Source organism: Prochlorococcus sp. MIT2304, assembly GCF_059772405.1.
In genome coordinates this window covers 1863438-1886067 of record NZ_CM186286.1, presented here as the reverse complement: position 1 = coordinate 1886067, position 22630 = coordinate 1863438, and the positions used below count along the sequence as shown (strand labels likewise).

General features: G+C 36.3%; 26 protein-coding genes. 14 read left to right on the top strand and 12 right to left on the bottom strand.

Annotation, left to right across the window (positions count from 1 at the left end; genetic code table 11):
* Positions 1-69 precede the first annotated feature (69 nt).
* The 4 genes from cobO (at position 70) to AC6EIY_RS10760 (ending at position 3315) form a co-directional block, all read left to right on the top strand.
* Positions 70-762, top strand: coding sequence for a cob(I)yrinic acid a,c-diamide adenosyltransferase (cobO, locus tag AC6EIY_RS10775; RefSeq protein ID WP_498506879.1), 693 nt, complete (start codon positions 70-72; stop codon positions 760-762).
* 97 nt (positions 763-859) lie between these two features.
* Positions 860-1573, top strand: coding sequence for a UMP kinase (gene pyrH / locus AC6EIY_RS10770; protein WP_498506878.1), 714 nt, complete (start codon positions 860-862; stop codon positions 1571-1573).
* 51 nt (positions 1574-1624) lie between these two features.
* Entirely contained in the window at positions 1625-2173 is a 549-nt protein-coding gene (gene frr, locus AC6EIY_RS10765; protein WP_498506877.1) for a ribosome recycling factor, read from the top strand.
* Positions 2170-3315 (top strand): NAD(P)/FAD-dependent oxidoreductase, encoded by a 1146-nt coding sequence (locus AC6EIY_RS10760; RefSeq protein ID WP_498506876.1) that lies wholly within the window; start codon positions 2170-2172, stop codon positions 3313-3315. Before frr ends, AC6EIY_RS10760 begins: the two co-directional genes overlap by 4 nt.
* Here AC6EIY_RS10760 and AC6EIY_RS10755 read toward each other — a convergent pair.
* The 4 genes from AC6EIY_RS10755 to AC6EIY_RS10740 form a co-directional block, all read right to left on the bottom strand.
* Positions 3304-4302, bottom strand: coding sequence for a transaldolase (locus AC6EIY_RS10755; protein WP_498506875.1), 999 nt, complete (start codon positions 4300-4302; stop codon positions 3304-3306). The two genes, AC6EIY_RS10760 and AC6EIY_RS10755, sit on opposite strands and share 12 nt — an antisense overlap.
* Positions 4303-4394: 92 nt before the next feature.
* Positions 4395-6191 (bottom strand): peptidoglycan D,D-transpeptidase FtsI family protein, encoded by a 1797-nt coding sequence (locus AC6EIY_RS10750; protein WP_498506874.1) that lies wholly within the window; start codon positions 6189-6191, stop codon positions 4395-4397.
* A gap of 8 nt (positions 6192-6199) precedes the next feature.
* Positions 6200-6664, bottom strand: a complete 465-nt coding sequence (locus AC6EIY_RS10745; protein WP_498506873.1) for a hypothetical protein — start codon at positions 6662-6664, stop codon at positions 6200-6202.
* 84 nt (positions 6665-6748) lie between these two features.
* Positions 6749-8095, bottom strand: a complete 1347-nt coding sequence (locus AC6EIY_RS10740; protein WP_498506872.1) for a CPBP family intramembrane glutamic endopeptidase — start codon at positions 8093-8095, stop codon at positions 6749-6751.
* A gap of 109 nt (positions 8096-8204) precedes the next feature.
* Between AC6EIY_RS10740 and AC6EIY_RS10735 the strand changes: the two genes are divergently transcribed.
* Both AC6EIY_RS10735 and AC6EIY_RS10730 read left to right on the top strand, forming a co-directional pair.
* Positions 8205-9533, top strand: a complete 1329-nt coding sequence (locus AC6EIY_RS10735) for a histidine phosphatase family protein (RefSeq protein WP_498506871.1) — start codon at positions 8205-8207, stop codon at positions 9531-9533.
* A 3-nt stretch (positions 9534-9536) separates the two neighbouring features.
* A complete protein-coding gene (locus AC6EIY_RS10730; RefSeq protein ID WP_498506869.1) occupies positions 9537-10811 on the top strand; it encodes an amidohydrolase family protein in 1275 nt (424 codons plus the stop codon).
* On the opposite strand, the gene lepB is transcribed toward AC6EIY_RS10730, so the two are convergent.
* The 5 genes from lepB to AC6EIY_RS10705 form a co-directional block, all read right to left on the bottom strand.
* Positions 10786-11478, bottom strand: coding sequence for a signal peptidase I (lepB, locus tag AC6EIY_RS10725; RefSeq protein WP_498506867.1), 693 nt, complete (start codon positions 11476-11478; stop codon positions 10786-10788). The genes AC6EIY_RS10730 and lepB overlap by 26 nt on opposite strands.
* Before the next feature lie 82 nt (positions 11479-11560).
* Positions 11561-11908, bottom strand: a complete 348-nt coding sequence (locus AC6EIY_RS10720) for a Spx/MgsR family RNA polymerase-binding regulatory protein (RefSeq protein WP_498506866.1) — start codon at positions 11906-11908, stop codon at positions 11561-11563.
* A 52-nt stretch (positions 11909-11960) separates the two neighbouring features.
* Positions 11961-12488 (bottom strand): inorganic diphosphatase, encoded by a 528-nt coding sequence (locus AC6EIY_RS10715; RefSeq protein WP_498506865.1) that lies wholly within the window; start codon positions 12486-12488, stop codon positions 11961-11963.
* Complete coding sequence (locus AC6EIY_RS10710) at positions 12475-12723, bottom strand: hypothetical protein (protein ID WP_498506864.1); 249 nt, start codon at positions 12721-12723, stop codon at positions 12475-12477. Before AC6EIY_RS10710 ends, AC6EIY_RS10715 begins: the two co-directional genes overlap by 14 nt.
* A 102-nt stretch (positions 12724-12825) precedes the next feature.
* The gene (locus tag AC6EIY_RS10705; protein WP_498506863.1) at positions 12826-13287 is read right to left on the bottom strand and encodes a DUF8631 domain-containing protein; all 462 of its coding nucleotides are present in this window, start codon (positions 13285-13287) and stop codon (positions 12826-12828) included.
* A gap of 172 nt (positions 13288-13459) precedes the next feature.
* Here AC6EIY_RS10705 and AC6EIY_RS10700 point away from each other — a divergent pair, with 172 nt between their 5' ends.
* The 4 genes from AC6EIY_RS10700 (at position 13460) to AC6EIY_RS10685 (ending at position 18189) form a co-directional block, all read left to right on the top strand.
* Positions 13460-15250 carry a proline--tRNA ligase gene (locus tag AC6EIY_RS10700; RefSeq protein ID WP_498506862.1) on the top strand — a complete coding sequence of 597 codons (1791 nt, stop codon included), beginning with the start codon at positions 13460-13462 and terminating at the stop codon, positions 15248-15250.
* A gap of 46 nt (positions 15251-15296) precedes the next feature.
* Positions 15297-15731, top strand: a complete 435-nt coding sequence (psb27, locus tag AC6EIY_RS10695; protein WP_498506861.1) for a photosystem II protein Psb27 — start codon at positions 15297-15299, stop codon at positions 15729-15731.
* Between the two features lie 95 nt (positions 15732-15826).
* Complete coding sequence (locus tag AC6EIY_RS10690; protein WP_498506860.1) at positions 15827-17140, top strand: adenylosuccinate synthase; 1314 nt, start codon at positions 15827-15829, stop codon at positions 17138-17140.
* 41 nt (positions 17141-17181) lie between these two features.
* Positions 17182-18189, top strand: a complete 1008-nt coding sequence (locus tag AC6EIY_RS10685; protein ID WP_498506859.1) for an adenosine kinase — start codon at positions 17182-17184, stop codon at positions 18187-18189.
* 11 nt (positions 18190-18200) lie between these two features.
* Here the strand turns inward: AC6EIY_RS10685 and cutA are convergent, their stop codons facing one another.
* Positions 18201-18524, bottom strand: coding sequence for a divalent-cation tolerance protein CutA (gene cutA, locus AC6EIY_RS10680; protein ID WP_498506858.1), 324 nt, complete (start codon positions 18522-18524; stop codon positions 18201-18203).
* 16 nt (positions 18525-18540) lie between these two features.
* Positions 18541-19353, bottom strand: coding sequence for a precorrin-6A/cobalt-precorrin-6A reductase (locus AC6EIY_RS10675; protein WP_498506857.1), 813 nt, complete (start codon positions 19351-19353; stop codon positions 18541-18543).
* Positions 19354-19382: 29 nt separating this feature from the next.
* On the opposite strand from AC6EIY_RS10675, the gene AC6EIY_RS10670 reads away from it, so the two are divergent.
* A complete protein-coding gene (locus AC6EIY_RS10670; RefSeq protein WP_498506856.1) occupies positions 19383-19817 on the top strand; it encodes a single-stranded DNA-binding protein in 435 nt (144 codons plus the stop codon).
* Between the two features lie 4 nt (positions 19818-19821).
* Here AC6EIY_RS10670 and AC6EIY_RS10665 read toward each other — a convergent pair whose 3' ends face one another.
* Positions 19822-20013, bottom strand: a complete 192-nt coding sequence (locus AC6EIY_RS10665) for a DUF8666 family protein (protein WP_498506855.1) — start codon at positions 20011-20013, stop codon at positions 19822-19824.
* Positions 20014-20066: 53 nt separating this feature from the next.
* On the opposite strand from AC6EIY_RS10665, the gene AC6EIY_RS10660 reads away from it, so the two are divergent.
* Genes AC6EIY_RS10660 through AC6EIY_RS10650 form a run of 3 tightly spaced genes read left to right on the top strand, consistent with a single transcriptional unit; the run spans position 20067 to position 22629 of the window.
* Entirely contained in the window at positions 20067-20630 is a 564-nt protein-coding gene (locus AC6EIY_RS10660; RefSeq protein WP_498462344.1) for a DUF2854 domain-containing protein, read from the top strand.
* Positions 20623-21537 carry an acetylglutamate kinase gene (gene argB, locus AC6EIY_RS10655; RefSeq protein ID WP_498506854.1) on the top strand — a complete coding sequence of 305 codons (915 nt, stop codon included), beginning with the start codon at positions 20623-20625 and terminating at the stop codon, positions 21535-21537. The genes AC6EIY_RS10660 and argB overlap by 8 nt, the downstream gene beginning before the upstream one ends.
* Positions 21538-22629 (top strand): DUF3153 domain-containing protein, encoded by a 1092-nt coding sequence (locus AC6EIY_RS10650; RefSeq protein ID WP_498506853.1) that lies wholly within the window; start codon positions 21538-21540, stop codon positions 22627-22629.
* Position 22630 lies beyond the last annotated feature (1 nt).

Sequence of the window (22630 nt, the reverse complement as noted above, 5' to 3'; positions counted from 1 at the left end):
ATTAATATTTATAGCCATAGCATTTTTAGAAATTATTCTTTTATTAACTTATATAATTTAAGACAAGGGATGAAAAATAAGATTTCCGAAGAAGATTTAAAACTTAACAGCCTAGACAAGAGTGCAGAAAAAATAGGAATGGGAGGAAATTTAATCCCAAATATGACCGAAGAAAAATATAGAGAAAGGATGCAAAAGAGGAAAGAAATTCAAACACACAGATTACAAGAAAGGAATAAAGAAAAAGGTCTAATAATAATCAATACCGGACAAGGCAAAGGCAAAACTACTGCTGCCCTTGGGATGGGATTAAGAACTATTGGTCATAACCACAAAGTTGCAATCATTCAATTCATCAAGGGTGGGTGGGAACCAGGTGAGACGTTAGCTTTGAAAATATTTGGGGACAAGTTAAAATTTCATGCCCTTGGAGAAGGGTTCACATGGGAAACACAAGATAGAAATAAAGATATAAATTTAGTTAAATCAAGCTGGAAAAAGGCTGTTTCTTATATTAAAGACCCAAATTATAAACTTATAATCTTAGACGAGATTATCGTTGCAATAAAACTTGGATACATAGATGAAGATGAAATTATAAATGGCATAAATTTACGCCCCGAACTTACACATGTAGTCTTGACTGGGAGAGGCGCTTCAGAAAAATTAATCCATTCAGCTGATCTTGTGACAGAAATGAAATTAATCCACCATCCTTTTAGAGAGCAGGGAATAAAAGCACAAGAAGGGATCGAATATTAGTTTATAGTCTTGGAAAAATTTCCATCGCAAGGGATCCAATACAGACATAAAGACGTTCTCCCAAGACTTGCTACTGTCAGTTTGTTATGAACTTTTAATGACATACTCTAGAGCACTTATAAAACTCAGTGGTGAAGCTCTTATGGGAGAAAAACCTTATGGAATTGATCCTGAAATTGTTCAATCTATTGCCAAGGATGTTTCAAAAGTAGTTGAAAATGGAACGCAAATTGCAATTGTGGTTGGCGGTGGAAATATTTTTAGGGGTCTAAAAGGATCCGCTGCAGGGATGGATAGAGCCACTGCTGACTATGTAGGAATGCTTGCAACCGTAATGAATGCAATCACACTTCAAGATGGATTAGAAAGAGCTGGAGTACCCACCAGGGTTCAATCTGCTATTGACATGCAACAGATTGCTGAACCATACATAAGAAGAAGAGCAATAAGACATTTAGAGAAAGGAAGGGTAGTAGTTTTTGGAGGTGGGTGCGGTAATCCATTTTTTACAACTGATACCACTGCTGCTCTCAGGGCCGCTGAAATCAACGCAGAAGTTGTTTTCAAAGCCACGAAAGTTGATGGGGTTTACGATCGAGATCCAAAGAAATTCTCTGATGCTGTCAAATATGACAATCTCACCTTTCAAGATGTATTAACCAACGAAATAGGAGTAATGGATAGCACCGCTATTGCTCTATGCAAAGATAATAAAATCCCAATAGTTGTTTTTAATATTTTTCAACCTGGGAACATTGCTAAGGCTATTTCTGGCGAACAAATTGGATCAAGAATATCTAATTCAAGTTAAAACTAAATTTGTAGACCTTATTCAATAATCAATTCGCAATAAATTATCTAAATGTCAAACCAAGAGCTAAAAACCACAATGAGCAAATCTGTTGAAGCAGCTCAAAGAAATTTCAATACCATCAGGACGGGAAGAGCAAATACATCTTTATTAGATAGAATATCAGTCGAATACTATGGAGCAGATACTCCACTAAAATCACTAGCAACAATAAGTACTCCTGACTCTCAAACGATAGCAATTCAACCGTTCGACTTAGGCTCATTGGCTTCCATTGAAAAAGCCATTGCTACAAGTGATCTAGGTTTTACTCCAAACAATGATGGCAAAATAATTCGTATCAATGTTCCACCTTTAACTGAAGAGCGTAGAAAAGAATTTTGCAAACTCGCATCTAAATATGCAGAGGAAGGAAAAGTCGCACTAAGGAATATACGCCGTGACGCAATAGAGAGAGTCAAAAAATCTGAAAAGGATGGTGATCTTTCCGAAGATCAAAGTAGAGATGAACAAGAAACAATTCAGAAAGAGACTGATAATTTTATTAAAGATATTGAAAAAAAACTTTCAGAAAAAGAAGCTGAGATTTTAAAAGTTTGACACTTTTAGATGTTGCCATTATTGGAGGAGGGGCATCAGGCACTACTACAGCATTTCATCTTGCTAGTAAAGGGAAAAAAGTATGTATTCTTGAAAAAAACAATTCCTCTCCAGAGAGAATCTGTGGGGGTGGAATGTCTGCTGCAGTGCAAAATTGGTTTCCGTTTGAACTTTTACCAATAGTTGATGAAGTCATAACAAATGTAGAGTTTAGTTGGTGTAATACCGACAAAGTGGTCGCTGAACTATCAGGCTCTTCTCCTTTTTGGATAGTTAAACGTGAAAAACTTGATGCATTCTTGTTAGATCAAGCACTGTTTTCAGGTTGTAATTTATTGACTACTTTTAAAGTAGTCGATCTAAAAAAAGTTTCTAATATTTGGCAAATTACCGCTCTTGATGGGAGACAAATAGAAGCAAGAGCAGTTGTTATTGCTGATGGTTCTGAATCACCATGGCCTAAAACTTTTAATTTAGGTCCAAATCAACAAAAGTTCGCCTCCACTTTCTCAGGAAGAATTAAAAGGAGGGGAAACTTAGGAAATGAAACTGCTAGATTTGAATTTGGCCTAGTAAAAAATGGCTTTGCATGGGCATTTCCATTAAAAAATGAAGTAAATATTGGTATGGGAACTTTTCTAGATAATACGACTTCAATTCAAGTTGATGAAATACTTCAATCATTTCTGCCTGATTTGGGCTTAGACCCAACTGAAATACTCGGTCATAAAAAAAAATTAAGGATATGGAGTAGCCACAGTAAATTAAACGGGGAAGGAATTCTTCTGGTTGGTGATGCCGCCTCATTATGTGATCCCTTTTTGGCAGAAGGATTAAGGCCCGCTTTAATGAGTGGATTTGAAGCTGCAAAAAACCTTATCTATTGGTTAGATGGAGAAGTCAATTGTTTAGATTCATACACTAAATCAATGCAGGCAAAATGGGGGAATTCTATGGCTTGGGGTAAAAGAATTTCTCAAGTTTTTTATCGTTTTCCAAAAGTTGGATATCAATTAGGCGTAAAAAGACCTACTGCTCCAAAAAGGATTGCACAAATTCTTTCAGGTGAGATGAATTATGAAGACATCGCAAAAAGAGTAATCAAGAGATTACTCTTTCAAAATTCAAGCTCAAAGAGTTAGTGCAATTCCTCTTTCAATCAACTCAAGTCTTTCATTCAATTGATTTTCTAATTTATCAATTGCTTGGCTGAAACCGCTAATTCCTTCATTTAGTTTTTCCGTAGCCATTTTATCTCCGGCCATCATTAGTTCAAAAGAAGTCTGATCTAAATGAATCGTCTCATCAATCACCAAAGGTTTTTGTGCGTTTAACTTGATTGGCAAGTCCGAATATGTTTCATTAAGTTCCTGAAGCAATTTAGGGGAAATCGTTAACAAATCACATCCTGCAAGCTCAGTTATTTCCTCTATATTCCTAAAACTTGCTCCCATGACTTCTGTCTCATAACCATTTGACTTGAAATAATTAAATATTTTAGTAACAGAAACGACGCCTGGATCCTCATTTGCTGGATAAGAATCTCTTCCTGTAGCTGATTTATACCAATCTAAAATCCTGCCAACAAAGGGTGAAATAAGCGTTACACCTGCCTCAGCACAAGCAACTGCTTGATAAAAATTAAACAACAAAGTTAGGTTACAATGAATATTCTCTTTTTCTAGTACCTCAGCAGCTTTTATTCCCTCCCAAGTAGAAGCTATTTTGATTAAGACCCGATCGTTAGTAATGCCATCTTGGTTGTATTTAGCAATTATTTTCCTCGCTTTTGCAATTGTGGCATCAGTATCAAAGCTAAGTCTTGCATCAACCTCTGTTGAAACTCGGCCAGGAATTAATTTCAGTATCTCTTTGCCAAATACAACACATAGTTCATCCAAAGCTTCTTTGACAACATTAGCTCTTGAGGCAGTAGCTCCTAGCATTTCTCTTGAAGTTACTAGCGCTTTGTCAATCAAACTTTGATAAGCAGGTATTTGTGCCGCCGCCAGAATTAAAGAAGGATTTGTTGTAGCGTCTTTAGGGTGAAATTTTTTAATCGCTTCAAGATCACCCGTATCAGCCACTACTACAGTCATCGAAGACAACTGATTAAGAAGGGATTCCATAATAAAAAACGTCTTGCATAGGAAATAGACTAGCTATATTTTTTGTGGATTTCACCCTTTAATTTGCACTTTCGGGAAAATTTAGCCATCTCTTAGCTTTTGATAGCTAAATATTCTTTTTTAGAAATACTTGGTGGGATTTTTTCTATAACAAGCAAAGTCTCAATAATTTTTTTTGCCACAGGTAAGGCCACAGTTGATCCATAGGCATTTGGCTTTTTGGGTTCATCAATAACTGCTAAAACGACATAGCGGGGATCATCGATAGGGAGACTTGCAACAAAACTGCAAATTTTTGAACTATAATTCAGTCCATCCTGCGATTTTTGTGCCGTTCCTGTTTTTCCTCCAATTCGATAACCAGGAACATTTACCTCTATACCACTTTCATCGTAAAAAGACACAACAGTTTCCATCCATCCAAGAACAGTCTTTGTAACTTCAGGAGATAAAACTTGCTTAGATACAGACGGAGTATTGAAATACGACTCATAATCACCTTTCAGTCCTTTAGTGATGTGAGGTGTAACAAGTTTGCCTCCATTAGCAATCAAAGCATGTAATTGAGCTAGTTTCAAAGGTGTAATAGAAAAACCTTGGCCAAAGGAAGCTACTGCAGGTTCTATAGGGTGATTTACAAAAATCTGGTTTGATTTTATTTGGCCACCTACTGCACCCGGAAGATCAGTTTCTGGGATTTCATCTATCCCAAGTCGCCTTAACCATTGCCAGTAATTATTTGCATTCAATTTATTCATAATCTTAACCATAGCGACATTGCTTGAGACTTGTAACACCTCAGGATAAGTAAGTATTCCATTAGGCTTTCGATTCCAATTCGAGAGAGGCCATCCTCCAACCGTAATTAGACCATCATCATTTACTTCTCCATTGGGAGTTATAACTCCCTCCTCCAATGCCAATGCTAAGTTGATGGGCTTAAAGGTAGACCCAGGTTCAAATAATTCTTGTACAGACCACTCTTTAAAAAGAGATGGCGAATAGTCCCAATACTTATTGGGATCATAAGTTGGGGTTGAAGCCAATGCTAAAAGTTCTCCCGTATTAATATCCATTACGATTACTACGCCTTTTTTTGCATTCCACTCCTTTACTTGCTTACTTATTTCTTTAACTGCTACTTCTTGGAGCCTTACATCTAAGGTTAACTGGAGATTCAATTGGTCCTCATCAAATACGCCACGCTGAACACCTATGGGCAAAGGTGTACCATCAGCTCCTCTCCTGATTACACTAGCTTTTTCAAGACGTTTAAGATCTCTATCTAAACTTAATTCGAGTCCAGCCTGAGGCCTTCTATCTAAATCCAAAAAACCAACTACATTCGCAAAAAGTGATCCATGAGGATAAAGCCTTTGAGGATAAACCTCCAAATCGATACCACTTATTCCAAGTTTCTTAATTGCATTAGCCTGCTCTTGTGTTATCCCCTCTGCTAGTTTTACCCCTGAAGAATAATTTCCTAATTTATTTAAAATCTCATCAACACTTTTGGATAGTGGAATAGACAGAAGTTTTGCTACTTCAACTGGCTCACGAACTGTTCCATATGAATCACCAGGAAGATTAAAATATCTGGGATGAGCCCAAATCTTAAAACGTTTTTCATCTATTGCGACAAGCTTTCCATTCCTATCAAAAATAGATCGACGTGTTCCTAGAGGGTTCTTTTGTTCCGTTTGAACTTCGCGTGCTAGTGATCTTAATTGATCAGACTGAAATAGTTGAAGCCAACCTACTCTTAAAAAAAGGCCGCCAAGTCCGAAGCATAACAAAGCAAATACAATCTTAAACCTTGACTGAGAGAGAGGCGAAAGAGTTTTCGCTTTAAAGGTCTTTCGCTTTTTTCTAGAATTAATTTTTCTCATCGAAATTATTAATAACCTGACTTCATTTGGAAAGCAGATATTTTTGCTAATAACCTAGTTTTTAATGTTTTATCGAATGATTTCTTGGCTTTTTCTGTTTTTGGTTTTTCTACATATATAAGATCTTCTGCTTTAGTCGGGACTAAATCTCTAGACACCTTTTGATTTTTTAATAGGTAACCTTCAATAATTGAAGTTGATTCCAATATCCTTCGGTTCAAGTCTCTGGTTTTCTCAAGTTTGGTAAAAGACTTAGTCCATAAATATTGAGAATGCAGAGCTACTGATGACATTATCGCCACTATTGTGAGTATTCCTATTAATGCACCATCTAAAGCGATATGAAGAGCAGCTTGAAATGGAAATTTTCTTTGAACCTGCTTAGATGAAAAAACACTGTTTAAAAATCCTTTGGGCAACTTCTTTTTTTGAAATTGTCCTACTTTTTGTTTACATAGAGTACGACTAACCAAATCAAATTTCGAAAGTATCCCAAGTCAAACACTTCGATCAAGCAACTGCAAGAGCTTGAATAATGATATTTTATTTATTTAATCTCAATCTACTAATAATAAGCTAATAAAAGTGACTCCATTCCAAAGAGAATGCATAAGAGCACAAGGGAACAACCTTCCCGAACTCAATCTCATTAAACCTAGACCAATTCCTAAAACAAATAAAGGAGGTAATTCTCCCACACTTAAATGAGCTAAGGCAAAGATCAAGGCACTCAACAAAACACCGCTGATTTTGCCAACTTTTGATACCAATACAGGCAGAAGAATACCTCTAAAAACTAATTCTTCAAAAACAGGAGCCAAAACAACCGTTGTAATCAAAAGTAAAAACAATGGAAAAAATTCATCACTGCTTAAAACAAGTTCCAACAAAGGATTACTGCCACCTTGGTCACCTATAATCTCATTCATTAGCCACCCAATAAATAGCACTAAAGGCATAATCATTAACCATCCACTTATAGATTTAAAAAGTCCTTCTTTAATAGGTTTGATCTTCCATTGCAACCATCCTCCATCTATTCCCGAGGGTTCTAGACCCATTAATTGATATCGAATAATAAATAAAGGACCTATAGTCATTGAACAGTAACCAATAAATACTTTTAAAGATTGTTTTAATGGAGAGGATAAATTATTAAACAATAAATCAGTTACTGGTATTACCAGTGCAGGAAAAACAACTTCACCTATCACAACGAAACCACCAGAAATAAGTAGAATCATATCTAGGACTGATAGAGGTGGAGCTATAATTTCTGGCCAGGGAGTATTTTTATTTCTTAAGAAAATAAAAGCATACCTAATTAGTAATATACTCCCTACAAAGGAAGCAAAAAATGGTAATAATTGCGAAGTCAAAAGTCTTATAGCAGCAATTGAGTTATATCTTTTATCAATACATTTTTCATCCGAGAATCCGAGATTAGAGCATGAAATTTGATAAAGTAAAGGGTCTAATTTAATCTCATTAATATCAGGAAATTTATTAACTTCTTTTCCTTCTTGTATATCCAATGTATAGTTTCGAACTGTTTCAAAGTTTTTATCCTTAAAGTTTTTCTTCAGGATAAATTTTTGCTCATCCTCAGACTCTTCCAGCACTGCCAATAACAGCCTCTGCCTATCCTCAAGTTGTTCCAAAGGAATCTCTCGAAGAGCTTGATATAGTTTTTCTTGAGGTTCTGATCCTAAAAATACATTTTGTATTGTTTCAGGTATGGATGAAGAAGCTGAAACTGCCATCTCAGTTTGCATCAATGAAATCTTTGGAGCGACGGAGGGTCGCTCAAAGCTTTCTTGCAAACCTTGCCGCCATATCAAAATAGTTAAAAGTAATGAAAATAGAGCTATTGCCCATTTCCACCAAGTTTTAGCTTGTCTCATAAAATCAATTTGTGACGACTGAGATGGAGAAAGACTTCTATCTTTACTAAAAGAACATTAGATTGCCCTCATGGCTAATACCATAATTATTTAGAAGACACTTTATTTAATGACATTGCGTCTAATTTTTGTCCGTCATGGATTGAGTAGTTTTAACAAGGAAGGGCGTATTCAAGGAAGAAACGACCTTTCAAAATTAACTAAAGAAGGTCAATTACAAGCAGAGGCTGCTGGGAAAACAATTTCCTCTATTCCAATAGATGCAATTTATAGTTCCCCTTTGCAAAGAGCTTCAGAAACCACAAAGATCATTATCGAACAACATCAAAGAGACCTTCAAGCAATTTATACGGACGAACTATTAGAGGTTGACCTTGGGCCTTGGAGCGGTTTAACAAAAAATGAAATAAAAAACGAGTTTCCACAAGAGCTTTCTGTTTGGCAAAAAGACCCAAAAGAACTAACCATTAATAAAGGCGACGGTACAAATTTTCAGCCAATTAAAGAACTCTTATATCAAGCTGAACATTTTTTAAAATACTTATTTAATACCTATTCAGGCTCTAATAAAACTATTTTGATAGTTGCCCATAATGCAATTCTCAGGTGCTTAATACTGAAATTACTTAATGAACCATCAAAAGGTTTTAGAAGATTGAAGTTAGATAATACCTCAATCTCTATTTGTAATATTACTTTTAATAATTGGGAAGATAGACAAGTCCAAATTCAATGTCTCAATAATATCGCTCATCTATACCCTAATATACCCAAAAAAGGTAGAAAAAAAAGAATTATTTTAGTCAGGCATGGTGAAACAGATTGGAATAAACAGGGAAGATTCCAAGGACAAATTGATATTCCCTTAAATCAAAATGGGAAATTTCAAGCCAAGGCCGCTAGCGAATTTTTAAAAAATAATACTATACAAAAAGCTTTTAGTAGTTCGCTATCAAGGCCAAAAGAAACAGCACAGATAATTCTAAATGAACATCCCGGAGTCGAAATTTCTCTCAAAGATAGCCTCAAAGAGATCAGTCACGGTGAATGGGAAGGGAAATTGGAGTCTGAGATCAGGTCCGACTGGCCAGATCTTCTTAAAAAATGGAAAACCTCTCCTGAAAAAGTTCAAATGCCAGATGGAGAAAACATAACCGAAGTCTCAATCAGATCAATTAGTGGTTGGAATGAGATCTGCAAAGATCTAAAAAACGAAGAAACTGCATTAGTTGTGGCTCATGATGCAGTAAACAAAACCATTCTTTGTCATCTTTTAGGATTAATGCCATCAAAAATTTGGATGATAAAACAAGGTAATGGTGGCATTACAGTCATTGATCTCTCAGAGGAGGAAGGCCAACCAGCTCAAATAACCTGCCTAAATATCACTTCACATTTGGGTGGGATTATCGACTCAACCGCTGCCGGAGCACTGTAATTTATGACTAGTAGTTATTTCTTTGAAAATATTCAAATCCTTGAGCAGGCTGGATCATCTTTAAAAAGAGAGCCTGTTTTAATCAAAGACGGTGTGATTAAAGCATTCGGCAAAAAGGCTCTTCAAAAAGCAAAACTTTTAGGCATCAAGCCTCGGCGAGCCAAAAATATGCTTTTAGCTCCTTGTCTTGTTGATCCTCATTCGTTTTTGGAATCTCCTTTTAATGGTAAAGAAGAAAATATCTATACACTTATAGAAAAAGCAACATTTTCTGGTTATGGCCAGTTAGGTATCCTCCCTAGAGGTGATTTATGGAGAGATCATATTGAGTCGATCATTTCTTTAAAGACTATCAAAAGTGATGTTTTAATACACTTATGGGGAGGCTTTAGTCTGAGCGGTAAGGGAGTTAACTTTTCAAAACATTCCGAGATACTACAAAATGGAGCCATTGGGTTAAGTGATGACGATTTCATGCCTCCTGTAGAGCTTCTTAAGCAAGGTTTTTCAATTGGAGAGATGAAAAAATCCCCTGTGCTTCTTGCACCAAGAGACAAATCACTTCAAGCAGGAGGAATATCTAGACAAAGTGTACATACTCTTAGAGCAGGCTGGCCTATTGATCCTTCTGAAAGCGAAACCATACCTCTAGTCCAATTACTTGAACTTCATAAGCAATATCCTGAAATTTCACTAAGGCTAATGAACATTTCAACAGCTGAGGGCGTTGCAATACTTAAGAATGCACCCTCAAGGCCAATGGCAACTATTTTTTGGTGGCATTTAGTCAATGACAACTCAAGTCTTTCTCCTTTTGATATTGGATGGAGTGTAACGCCTTCGTTAGGATCCCCCATAGATAGAGCCTCACTCATAGAGGGTTTAGAGGAAAATGTTTTAGCAGCAATATCTGTTCATTCCACTCCCACAGATGACGCCGAGACCAAGCTACCTGCAAACAAAAGGAAAAAAGGGATCAGTTGCCATAACCTTGTTCTACCCTTGCTTTGGGATCAATTAGTTAGAAAGTCAGGATGGAAAGTGGAGAAATTATGGGAGAAAATTAGCTTTGGGCCCTCTAAATTCTTGAACCAAGCTGAGGAAAAATTGAGTTTAAATAGTAACCGTTGGTTATTATTTGACCCAGACAGAGAATGGTACCAATCTCATGAAGAAAAAATTTTAACTACATCAACTAACCAGCCGCTAAAAGACAAAAAAATATTAGGGAAAGTTATAGATTGTGGGCTTATTAATCAAGCTTTCCAAAACGACTAATAGGCCAAAACCGCCAGGTTGCTTTTCCAATTATTTCTGTCTGGGGTAAGAACCCCCCTGCTGGCCAAAAACGACTATCCCAACTATTAGCTCTGTTATCGCCCAAAACAAAAACATGTCCCTTGGGAACAGTTGTAGCTATGGAGCGACATAGATTAAATTTGGGTTTGCTTGGGCAGAAGGATTCAACATATGGTTCGTTGATTGATCTACTGTTCAAAACAATTTCTCCCTTAGCATTAATCAATAGACGATCTCCTCCTACAGCAACTACCCTTTTGATATATGCATCACAAGCACGATCAGAGATAGTGGGTATCCAGGAAATCAATGGGAATGTCCTTAATGAGCATTGAAATTTAGAAGGAAGTTGTTTTTTTCTATTAGATATCAATATCTCATCAAAGGAATATGGTGAGTTGAAAACTACAATTTCTCCTCGGGAAGGAGACCGTTTGCGAAAAGAAAATTTTTCAATAATTAGTCGATCATTCACTTTCAATCCTGGCAGCATCGAACCCGAGGGTATGTATCTAGCTTCTGCTATAAAATGACGAATACCTACATATAAAAGAACAGTTAAAGAGATAGGTCCCCAAGTATCAAAAAAGGCGTACCACCAACAATTTTTAGTTTCCTTACTGGAGTCTGAATTGTTATGTTGCACTTGTTTCTCAAAAATAAATATATGGTTTACTTTATTTGTAAAGACTACTTATTTTCAGTCAATATAGATCATCATGTGAATTTCAAAGTAATTTTTCAGCCCACTTTTCTTCTTTGAATCCTACTAAAAAGCATTTGCTGGACTTATACAAAAAAGGTCTCTTTATTAATCTAGGTTCCATACAAAGCTGATCAAACAACTCATTATCAGTCATTTTTTTGACAACATCCGAACCAATAGAGCGATACATAACCCCACTTGTATTTAAAAGGTATTTTCTATCACCATATAGTTCACTTGCTGAGATAAGCATTTCCTTAGACGGGGGAGATTTTAAAAGATCAATTAACTCAAAGGCAATTTCATTGCTATTAAGCCACTTAATCGCTCTGCGACATGTTGAGCATGAGGAATAACTAAATAATTTCAAGTTTTAAAGGCGTATTAAAAATTATTTTATCAAGATAGTAAGTCTAGAATAGTTATTTACGTGTCATATCAGATTGATGTGCTTCTATGCAGCTGTTTAATAATTCATCAACAGCATCGTAGTCTCTCCATCCGTCTATTACGATTACCCTTCCTTCTAAACTCTTGTAAGTTCTAAAAAACTCAGCCACATCCTCCAATTGGTTCTGAGCTATTTGCTTGATAGTGTTAATCTCTCTTTGTCTTGGATCTGCAGTAGGTACACATAAAAGTTTGCCATCGTAGGCCCCTGAATCATGCATATCAAGAACCCCTATAGGTCTTGCCTTTATCAAACAACCTGCAAAAGTTGGTTCTTCCATAACGACCATTGCATCAAGGGGTGCTCCATCCTCAGCAAGAGTATTTGGAATAAATCCATAATCAAATGGATATCTCACTGAAGAGTGCAAAACTCTATCAAGAGCCATAATGCCAGCAGAGCTGAAATATTCGTATTTATTTCTACTGCCAGCAGGAATCTCGACAACAAGATTTACTAATCCAGGCGAGGGTGATGGAGGCAGATCACTCAAGTCCATTTTGATTTATTGAGGTCGGAAAGCTTTCCGTTGTTTCTGGTCTTTCACTAATAACAGCAAGTAATGGGATTCCAAGCATTACAAATACTATTGCTAAACCAATTAAAGAAGTTGAGGTGCTATTAAAACTATAAGGATCTTCATCATTAGAAGATAATTGATCTGTTTCTTTATTAAGCAATGGAGGATCTAGCTCAGAAGATTGCTTATCAATTAAATGTGGTTCTAAATCCATTTAAAATTAAAAATAGATAAACCATCATTAGTCGAATGTGAGAAAACCAATTTAAAAAAAAAATTTTAAATTATATAGATATTATCCCACATCTAAGAATAATTAAGCAGCCTTTCTATCAGTATCCTGTAAATGATTCGTAATAGCATGATTATTATCAGATTGTCCACCAAGTTTATTTCTTATCAATCTCAACTCTTCAAGTATTGCATTTAAAGTATTTTGAGTTTCAGATGATGGCGAATTAAATATTTCTACAGTTACTTCTTTAATTCTGAGTATGTCTTTTGCAAATCTAGCAACTTCATTTGGGTGAAAAAGCAATTGATCTTTTTGATCACTTCTAAATTCAGTATTTAGCTTTTTAGGATTAAATGGAGGGTTTAGATTTCTATTGTCAGTATTTGTATATCTATAGACAGAAGCTCTAGACCTATTTAATGTTTTCTGGACTTCATCAATAGTCAATAATGAATCACTTGGGTTAGAAGCTGTATTAAATCCTTTACCTAAAGACTCCTCTGATCTTCCATTTGTTCCTGAATTTACTGACCCGTTAAACATTGCGAAAGAAAGCTTCTAAAAAACATGAGAGGAAGTTAGCAGAGGAATCAAATTAACACCATGTACATTTGGACACTTTAAAAAAACAACATGATTCCCGCACAATTAATATTGATATTCTTACGGCCATCGCTCAAAGTACTAGTCTCATAAAGATTTAATTTTTAGGCTTATGCGCGTCTCCCGCCTAATGCTGAACACTCTCAGAGACGTCCCTGCAGAAGCCGATATAATCTCACATCAGTTATTGATAAGAGGCGGTTTCATTAAACGCTTGGCTGGAGGTATTTATACTTACATGCCATTGCTTTGGAGAGTTATAAAAAAAATAAACTTCATTGTTGAAGAAGAGTTATCGGCAAAAGGTTGCCTTCAAGCTCTTCTCCCTCAACTTCAGCCATCGGATCTATGGAAAAAAAGCGGAAGGTGGAAATCATATACAGAAGGAGAAGGCATTATGTTTAGCCTGAAAGATAGACAAGGCAAAGAATTTGGACTGGGACCAACTCATGAGGAAGTAATTACTCAAATAATTTCTCAAACTATTCACTCCTACAAACAATTACCAATCAATATCTTCCAGATTCAAACAAAATTTAGAGATGAAATAAGGCCAAGATTTGGATTAATGAGAAGTAGAGAATTCATTATGAAGGATGCTTATTCCTTTCATGAAAATGAGGGTAATCTTCAATCAACTTTTTCTGAAATGAAAAACGCCTATCAAAATATATTTACTAAATGTGGTCTAGATTTTGTTTGTGTCGATGCCGATAGTGGGGCTATCGGAGGTGCCGCATCTCAAGAATTCATGGTTACGGCAGAATCTGGAGAAGACTTAATTTTGATAAGTTCTGATGGTAAATATGGGGCCAATCAAGAAAAAGCTGTATCCATTATCGAAAAAGGAGAGTTACTAGAACTAAACAAACCATCTATAATTAAGACCCCTAATCAAAAAACCATAGAGGAATTGTGTAAGCATAACAATTTCCACCCAAGTCAAATTATAAAAGTATTATTTTATCTAGCGACATGTGATGACGAAAAACAATATCCAGTGCTAGTTAGTATTAGGGGGGATCAAGAAGTAAATGATATTAAGCTTCTAAACGAAATATCTCAAAACCTAAAACAAAATGTACTAGATATTAAAATCATTTCTAATGAAGATATACAAAAGCAAAGTATAACTAATATTCCATTCGGATTTATAGGACCTGATCTCAGTAATAAGTTATTATCTAAAGCAGAAACTTGGGAAAGAAAATTTATAAGAATTTCTGACAATTCCATAAAAGATCTTAAAAGTTTTATATGTGGAAATAATATCAAAGACGAACATAAAATATTTTATAACTGGGATTTAATTAATACTCAACAGCAGATATGTGACATAAGAAAAGCCAAACCAGGAGACATGTGTATCCATGATAAAACACAAACATTAAAAGAATGTAGAGGTATAGAAATAGGTCATATATTTCAATTAGGAACAAAGTATTCAAAATCTTTAAATGCTACTTTCACCAACGATGAAGGCATAGAAGAACACTTTTGGATGGGGTGCTATGGAATTGGTATATCCAGGCTAGCTCAAGCTGCAGTAGAGCAAAATCACGATGATTCAGGTGTTATTTGGCCAATATCAATTGCCCCATTTGAAGTAATTATAGTTATTGCCAACATGAAAAATACCGAACAAACATGCTTAGCAGAAGAGATCTATCAAAAATTAATAAAAAATCGAGTTGATGCTTTACTTGACGATAGGGACGAGAGAGCTGGAATAAAGTTTAAAGACGCAGACCTTATTGGCATCCCATGGAGAATTGTTGTTGGTAGAGAAGCCAGTTCTGGACTAGTCGAGTTACATAACAGAAGAACTAAAACTACAGAGTCATTAGATTTAAATACGGTTTTAAAAAAACTTTCTGAAGAATTAAATACTAAAAAACTATAAATTCAGCCCAAAGGACTCTAGAGTCTTAGCTAACTGCAAAAAAAAAATGATTTCTGCCTTTCATCACCTCTCCATCAGGTTGGTGAGGGCAGCTTTGGCTATCTGCCTTGGCTTCTGCCTCATACTCTTCCAATTCGCCTCAGAAGTAAATGCAGCTAAAACACTTATGACTGGCGATTTTGCTAAAGACACTCTTTCAGTCTCTTCTGTTCTCAAGGAGACAATAACTTTACCTAAAGAAGATAAAGGCCTGTCAGAGGAAGAAAAAGAAGCTGTTTTTCTAATAAGCGATTACATTTCAAGATATAGGAATCGGTCTCAAGTAAATACGTCCACAACTTTCACAACAATGCAAACTGCCTTAAATGCTTTATCAGGTCATTACAAAACTTTCGCAAACAGACCAGTACCTGAAAAGCTCAAAGAAAGATTGAATAAAGAGCTTTCTAAAGCAGAGAAATTGGTACTTAGAGAAGATTAAAGATAATCTTTAATTCATTTCTTTGACTCAGGGTAGGGCTATCTGCAAATGTTATCTATTCTTAAGTAAATCGGTTTCGAGCCGAATTTTCTTCCTTGGCAAATGTTGTAGTCATAGGCGCGCAATGGGGTGATGAAGGTAAAGGCAAAATCACCGATTTGCTCAGTCGCTCCGCAGATGTAGTTGTTCGCTATCAAGGTGGTGTTAATGCCGGTCATACAATTGTTGTAGAGGACAAAGTCCTTAAATTGCATTTAATACCCTCCGGGATTTTGTATCAAGATACGATTTGTCTTATTGGATCGGGAACAGTTGTTGATCCAAAAGTGATGATTAAAGAAATAAAAATGCTTAAAGATAACGACATTAATATCTCAGGGCTAAAACTAGCCTCAACAGCTCATGTAACGATGCCTTATCATCGTCTTCTAGACAAGGCGATGGAGCAAACAAGAGGTCTCCAAAAAATTGGTACTACTGGAAGGGGAATTGGGCCAACTTATGCAGACAAATCACAAAGGAATGGGATCAGAATTATTGATCTTCTTAGCAGAGAAAAACTTCAAGAAAGATTAAAGGTCCCGTTAGCAGAAAAAAATGGACTCCTACAAAAGATTTACGGAATTGAGCCATTGATCATTGATGAAATAGTTGAAGAATATCTTGATTACGGGAAACAGCTAGAAAAACATATTGTTGACTGCAATAGAACAATTCATCAAGCAGCAAGAAAGAAGAAAAACATCTTATTCGAGGGAGCTCAAGGAACTCTTCTAGATCTTGATCATGGGACCTACCCTTATGTAACTTCCTCCAATCCCGTATCAGGAGGCGCCTGCATTGGTGCAGGAGTGGGTCCTACTCTCATAGACAGAGTTATTGGCGTGGCCAAAGCATATACAACCAGGGTTGGAGAGGGGCCCTTCCCAACCGAATTGCAAGGAAGTATTAATGATCAGCTTTGTGATAGAGGTGGTGAATTTGGAACAACCACCGGACGGAGGAGAAGATGTGGCTGGTTTGATGGGGTGATTGGTAAATATGCAGTTGAGGTAAATGGATTGGATTGCCTTGCTATTACTAAATTAGACGTTTTAGATGAACTTGATGAAATTCATGTATGTGTCGCTTATGAATTAGATGGCACAAGAATTGATTATTTCCCAAGTAGTGTTGAAGATTTTGAAAAATGCACTCCCATTTTTAAAAAGCTTTCTGGCTGGAAAAGTTCTACGGAGAATTGCCGTAGCCTAGAAGACCTACCTCCTGCTGCAATGAGTTACTTGCGGTTCCTGGCTGAACTAATGGAAGTCCCCATAGCAATAGTTTCGCTAGGAGCTAATAGAGATCAAACAATTGTTATTGAGGACCCTATTCACGGACCAAAAAGAGCTCTTTTAAATTCTTAAGGAGCGAGCAATGATGCACTTATGTTTTTCAAATTTACTTGATGACCAATAAGACAAACAATCCTTCTCTTGACATTGTAGGCATTGGCAATGCAATCGTAGACGTATTAACAACTACAGACGATTCTCTCCTTGAAAGACTGTCTCTCAAGAAAGGATCAATGACCTTGATTGATGAAAATAAAGCTAAAGAACTTTATGAAATTACTACTAATAGGATTCAGAGATCAGGAGGCTCTGTTGCAAATTCATTAGCATGCATAGCCGAATTAGGGGGGAGGGCAGCCTTCATTGGAAGGGTCAAAAATGACAACCTAGGTGAAATCTTTACGGAGGAGATATCAAAAACTGGGACCATTTTCAAAACACCCACATCATCCGTTGGTCCGTCTACTGCAAGGTGCATTATTTTCATCACTCCCGATGCTCAGAGAACCATGTGCACCTATCTTGGCGCATCAGTTTTATTAGAACCTAATGATCTGGATCTCTCAGCAGTCAAGAAGGCAAAAATACTATATTTAGAGGGGTACTTATGGGACAACTCAGCCGCCAAAAGCGCGTTTATCAAAGCTGCAGAAATAGCTAAAAATTCAGGTCGAAAAGTTGCCTTATCCCTTTCTGATTCATTTTGTGTAATTAGACACCGCGAAAGTTTTGTGAAACTAGTGGCAGACTATGTAGATATTTTATTTGCCAATGAAGATGAAATAACAACTTTATATAAAACATCTTCTTTAAATGCAGCCATTGAAAAATTGAAAACCGAATGTGACCTTGCGGCAATCACAATTGGGGAAAAAGGATCAATTTTAATTTCAAATGGCAAAGAAAGAAATATAAATCCTTTCATTTTTGGGAAGGCTATTGATACCACAGGTGCAGGAGATCTTTATGCTGGAGGCTTTTTGAAAGGTCTTGCAGATGGTCAAGAGCCAGAAATATCTGCAAAAATTGGATCTATTTGCGCAGGACACATAGTTACACAATTAGGATCTCGATCAAATACTAATCTTTTACAATTGGTCAGTTCAAATCTGGAAAAATAAACATTTAAAACTCAAATAGAATTTACCCAATTATGAAATTTCTTATTGGCTGAAACAGGGAAATAAATTATTTCTGGTACATCGTAACTGTGGTAATCAGTGATCTTACCAATAACTCTATTTATATTTTCCTCTCTACACTTAATCAATAATTGTACCTCTTTTACCTGAACAATATCACCTTTCCACCAAAAATGTGATTCGATATTTTTAAAAGTTACACAAGGTATTAATTTCTCGCTCAAGAGTAAATTAGATATTTTAGAAGCATTTTTTTTATCTGCCTCAGTAGTTATAATTAAATAAATTTTTTGATTAAACTCAGACAAAGACATAATCTTTTAATTCCTATTAATCCATATTAATAGATTTTAATCTTTTAATTAATTTTTCATAACTATCTATTGAATTAATATTTTTAAATTTGCAAGGTCTTTCCAAAAGCCAAAGATCAATGCTCATACTTGAACAAATTTGGTGCCATAAGATTTCATTTTTCCCTCCTGATTGCCTGCAAACGACTCCATCAATGTTCCATTTCCTAATAAGTGCTTTTTCAATTTTCCCATCACTAGAGACTGAAGGGTTTAATACTGCAAAATTTTCTTCTGGAATTGATGAAGACAAAGTCATTTTTATACTTTCTGGATTAGCTAAAACTCTTGCATAAACATCAGCTCCTGAATTCCTTACAACAGTTAGTGCTTCTTTGAGATGTCTTACACCTACAGCGAGCAAAATAGATTTATTAGTTAGTTCATAATTCCCCAAATCAGTAAATTTTTTTATTAAAAATGCATTTGAAATATTATCAATAGTCCTTTCATACCTTATGAAAGGTTGACCTAGCTCCCTACAAACTTTTGAGATTGCCCCTGTAATGTTTATAGCGAACGGATGAGTCAAATCAATGACACAATCAAATCCACTGTCATTAACTCTTGCCTTAAATATGACATCCTGGATCTCTTCCTCAGTAGTCAAGGCCCCAACCAATATTTCCTCTAAGTTTAATTTTTCATAGGGAATTGAGGCTCTATCTGAAACAACGCTCACAGTAATTTTCCAGCCTTCTTTCAATAAAGACTTCGCAAAAATATGACCTTCGACTGTTCCTGTTAACAACCAAAGATGAGGCTGGCATTTTTCCCTTATATCAATCAAGATAAACGACGATAGCTAAAGAAAAAAGAATGAACCATTGCATGCTTGAGGTCCTGGTGAAAAAAGCCCCAACAGTTCGTTTTACCCAAGACAACAAAACTCCGCTAGCTGAATTAGAAGTTGAATTTGACAGTCTCCGTGCTGACGACCCTGCCTGCGCACTAAAAGTGGTTGGCTGGGGAAAATTAGCAGAAGAACTTCAAAATTCAGTTCAAGTCAATTCTAGATTAGTAATCGAAGGACGCCTAAGAATGAATACTGTTCCTCGACCAGATGGAACTAAAGAGAAGCGAGCTGAGTTTACCCTTTCAAGAATTCACCCTTTTTCTTCTAGTCCAAATGTTTCAGCACCTTCTAACACTCAACAAAACCTAAAAAGCGATTCCGCAAATTCTTCAAATAACGAAGGGGTTAAATGGGACAGTTCGCCATTAGTACCAGATACTGATGACATTCCATTTTGAAAAATCAACAATTTTCTTCAATGTATTCTGTAGCCCTAGTTAAAAGCTGACCTAATTCTCTCTCCAAAGCAGCCAAGTCAGGTCTAAATTCAGACCATGCACCTCTATCTAATTGTTCAAGGATCCACGCTCTATCCTTATTTAATTTCTCAACAAGTTCGATTAACTCAGAAAATTGTTTTTGGTGTGAGGCCATGAGACTGTCTCCTGAAAACCCATCTGCCCCAGATTTTAGCCAAAATTACACTCATGAATAAACTTCTTTCACCGGCAAGCCTCATCACCATAGGAGGAGCATCCCTTTCTCTAATTGGACTAACAGCCTATTTCACTGATGCAACAAATCTCAGTGTACCAACTTTCTTTTATGGAGTACCTATATTCCTTATAGGTATATCATTGAAAACTACGGAAGTTCCGCCTGCCCTAAGAGTAGTTCCTGCATCTAAGTTTGCATCAGAGAGAGATAAAGCTCCTGAAGAACTAGGCAAACTAGTTAAAGATGTGACCAGATGGCGCTACGGTCAATCTTGCCAGCTTGAAGCATCTCTCAGAGTATTAAAGCTTTGGGATATAGACACTCCGCCCCAGCTTAAAGAAGTAGAAGAATTGGTTAAAGATGGTAATTATGGAATACGAATGAGATTTGAAATGGCTGCTGTATCTTTAGAAAGATGGAATGCTCAAAAAGAGCGTCTAGGAAGATTCTTTGCTAAAGGTTTGCGCGCTGAACTATTTTGCCCAACACCCGGTGAATTAGATTTAACCCTACTTCCGCAAAAACAAGAAGAAAATCCACAAGAAAATGAATAAAGAAGAGCAACAAGCTGAATCCATCAAGAATTCCAATAAAACTTTTTCGGACAAAGATTCAATAAGTGTCTCTGTCTTAAGCGAGGCGCTTCCTTATATTCAGCGTTTTGAAAATAAAAAAATCGTAGTCAAATATGGTGGCTCAGCCATGACAGATAAAACTCTTCAGAATGCAGTTTTTAGAGATCTAGCTCTTCTTTCGTCTGTTGGCGTACAAATAGTAGTCATTCACGGGGGAGGGCCAGAAATAAACCAATGGTTAGAAAAATTAGGAATAAAGCCTGTTTTCCATGACGGTTTGCGAATTACTGATACCAAGACCATGGATGTGGTAGAAATGGTTCTTGCTGGAAGAGTAAATAAGCAGATAGTAGGCGGAATCAACAATCACGGAAGCTTAGCTGTTGGGCTATGTGGAATAGATGGTGGACTTGTTGAAGCAAGAACGCTTGGAGGTGGAAGTCATGGTCTTGTGGGAGAAGTTGCGAAAGTAAATATTAAGATACTGAGCCCTCTTCTTGAAGAAGGTTACATCCCAGTTATTTCTAGTGTTGCTAACTCTCCTGATGGTAGATCACACAATATCAATGCTGATACCGTTTCTGGAGAACTTGCGGCAGCACTTGGTGCAGAAAAATTAATCCTTCTAACAGATACTCCTGGCATCTTAATGAATGAAAATGATCCTTCCTCCTTAATAGAAAAGATACGTCTATCGGAAGCCAGAGAATTAATAGATAGAGGGATAGTAAAAGCAGGTATGAAACCAAAAGTTGAATGTTGTATTCGTTCTCTCGCCCAAGGGGTAAAGGCTGCTCATATCATTGACGGAAGAACTCCTCACGCACTTCTATTAGAACTTTTCACTGATGCAGGTATTGGAACAATGGTTACGGGTAGAGGTTAAATGCCAGATATAGCTTCAGCCATAAAATCTGCTGAAGCGGCCCTTGATAAAGGTGACTATGGTTTTTGTATAAAAATAGTTAATCCTCTACTCCTAGAATGCAAAGCAGAGACAGCCATAGGAGGACAGCTTAGACTAATTATAGTTACTGCCTACATGGGTAAGGGTGATGAACAAAAAGCAATCAATGTTTGCCAAACATTGATCAATAATAAACAAGAAAGTGTCCGTCAACAAGCCAAACAGCTTTTATCAATACTCGAAGCCCCACAATTACCAAGGCCTTCAAACTGGTCGGTAGAAATACCAAAGATAGAGATGGAGCCATCTCTAAAATCTTCATTTAAAAGAGCGAAAAAGAAGAAAGAGAGAATTTACCATCCTCCAACTGGTCCAACTAAAAGTTTAGACTTTGGATTTTCAATAACAGCTTTATTAATTATTTTATTATTAACTTTTCTCCTTAGTGGTTGCGTTAACATGTCAACCAACTTAAGTATTACTGGTCCTGATCGACTAAAGTTTTCACTTGATATAGATAGCAATTCTGGTAAATTAATTCCATGGCAGAATGAATTTGAAGATAATCTTACGAAAGAAAATAGCATTTTAAGACTCCAGACCAAGGAGGGAACACAGCATTTTCAATCACCAACTATTCGTTTTGAAGAAGCAAATAAATTACTTCAACAAATAGCTTCAGTAGCTGCGAAAACTAGCGGGTTCAATATAAATAAACCTGAAATAATCACAAACAACAAAAACTGGTTAATTGGCACAAGGCAAAATTTCAAAATTTATTTTGATTTAAAAGAAATCCCCAAAATCCCTGGATTAAAAATAAACATAATCATTCACGATGTTGGTAATAAAAATAATTTCAGGACCATGCCTCTTGAACCCAATTTTAAAGAAGGCTCAGCATTCTTACCTCTTGAGATTGGGGAGATTAACCAACTTGAAATTTCAAATTGGGAATGGAACCAAATTTCAATTGGGATTATCGTGATAATTGCTTTAACTTTGCTGAGCTTATCCCTTCAAAGATTCCGCCTCCAAATGGGTTTCGGTTTCCCGGAACTACCACCTTAAT

Bases quoted from the DNA above. Each gene is read 5' to 3' on its own strand.
- AC6EIY_RS10670 (WP_498506856.1), top strand. From the start codon at position 19,383: ATGAACCATTGCATGCTTGAGGTCCTGGTGAAAAAAGCCCCAACAGTT.
- AC6EIY_RS10715 (WP_498506865.1), bottom strand. From the start codon at position 12,488: ATGGACTTGAGTGATCTGCCTCCATCACCCTCGCCTGGATTAGTAAAT.
- AC6EIY_RS10730 (WP_498506869.1), top strand. From the start codon at position 9,537: ATGACTAGTAGTTATTTCTTTGAAAATATTCAAATCCTTGAGCAGGCT.
- AC6EIY_RS10650 (WP_498506853.1), top strand. From the start codon at position 21,538: ATGCCAGATATAGCTTCAGCCATAAAATCTGCTGAAGCGGCCCTTGAT.
- pyrH (WP_498506878.1), top strand. From the start codon at position 860: ATGACATACTCTAGAGCACTTATAAAACTCAGTGGTGAAGCTCTTATG.
- AC6EIY_RS10685 (WP_498506859.1), top strand. From the start codon at position 17,182: ATGACCAATAAGACAAACAATCCTTCTCTTGACATTGTAGGCATTGGC.
- AC6EIY_RS10705 (WP_498506863.1), bottom strand. From the start codon at position 13,287: ATGTTTAACGGGTCAGTAAATTCAGGAACAAATGGAAGATCAGAGGAG.
- AC6EIY_RS10735 (WP_498506871.1), top strand. From the start codon at position 8,205: ATGACATTGCGTCTAATTTTTGTCCGTCATGGATTGAGTAGTTTTAAC.
- AC6EIY_RS10700 (WP_498506862.1), top strand. From the start codon at position 13,460: ATGCGCGTCTCCCGCCTAATGCTGAACACTCTCAGAGACGTCCCTGCA.
- AC6EIY_RS10755 (WP_498506875.1), bottom strand. From the start codon at position 4,302: ATGGAATCCCTTCTTAATCAGTTGTCTTCGATGACTGTAGTAGTGGCT.
- AC6EIY_RS10660 (WP_498462344.1), top strand. From the start codon at position 20,067: ATGAATAAACTTCTTTCACCGGCAAGCCTCATCACCATAGGAGGAGCA.
- argB (WP_498506854.1), top strand. From the start codon at position 20,623: ATGAATAAAGAAGAGCAACAAGCTGAATCCATCAAGAATTCCAATAAA.
- AC6EIY_RS10750 (WP_498506874.1), bottom strand. From the start codon at position 6,191: ATGAGAAAAATTAATTCTAGAAAAAAGCGAAAGACCTTTAAAGCGAAA.
- psb27 (WP_498506861.1), top strand. From the start codon at position 15,297: ATGATTTCTGCCTTTCATCACCTCTCCATCAGGTTGGTGAGGGCAGCT.
- AC6EIY_RS10665 (WP_498506855.1), bottom strand. From the start codon at position 20,013: ATGGCCTCACACCAAAAACAATTTTCTGAGTTAATCGAACTTGTTGAG.
- AC6EIY_RS10710 (WP_498506864.1), bottom strand. From the start codon at position 12,723: ATGGATTTAGAACCACATTTAATTGATAAGCAATCTTCTGAGCTAGAT.
- AC6EIY_RS10740 (WP_498506872.1), bottom strand. From the start codon at position 8,095: ATGAGACAAGCTAAAACTTGGTGGAAATGGGCAATAGCTCTATTTTCA.
- cobO (WP_498506879.1), top strand. From the start codon at position 70: ATGAAAAATAAGATTTCCGAAGAAGATTTAAAACTTAACAGCCTAGAC.
- frr (WP_498506877.1), top strand. From the start codon at position 1,625: ATGTCAAACCAAGAGCTAAAAACCACAATGAGCAAATCTGTTGAAGCA.
- cutA (WP_498506858.1), bottom strand. From the start codon at position 18,524: ATGTCTTTGTCTGAGTTTAATCAAAAAATTTATTTAATTATAACTACT.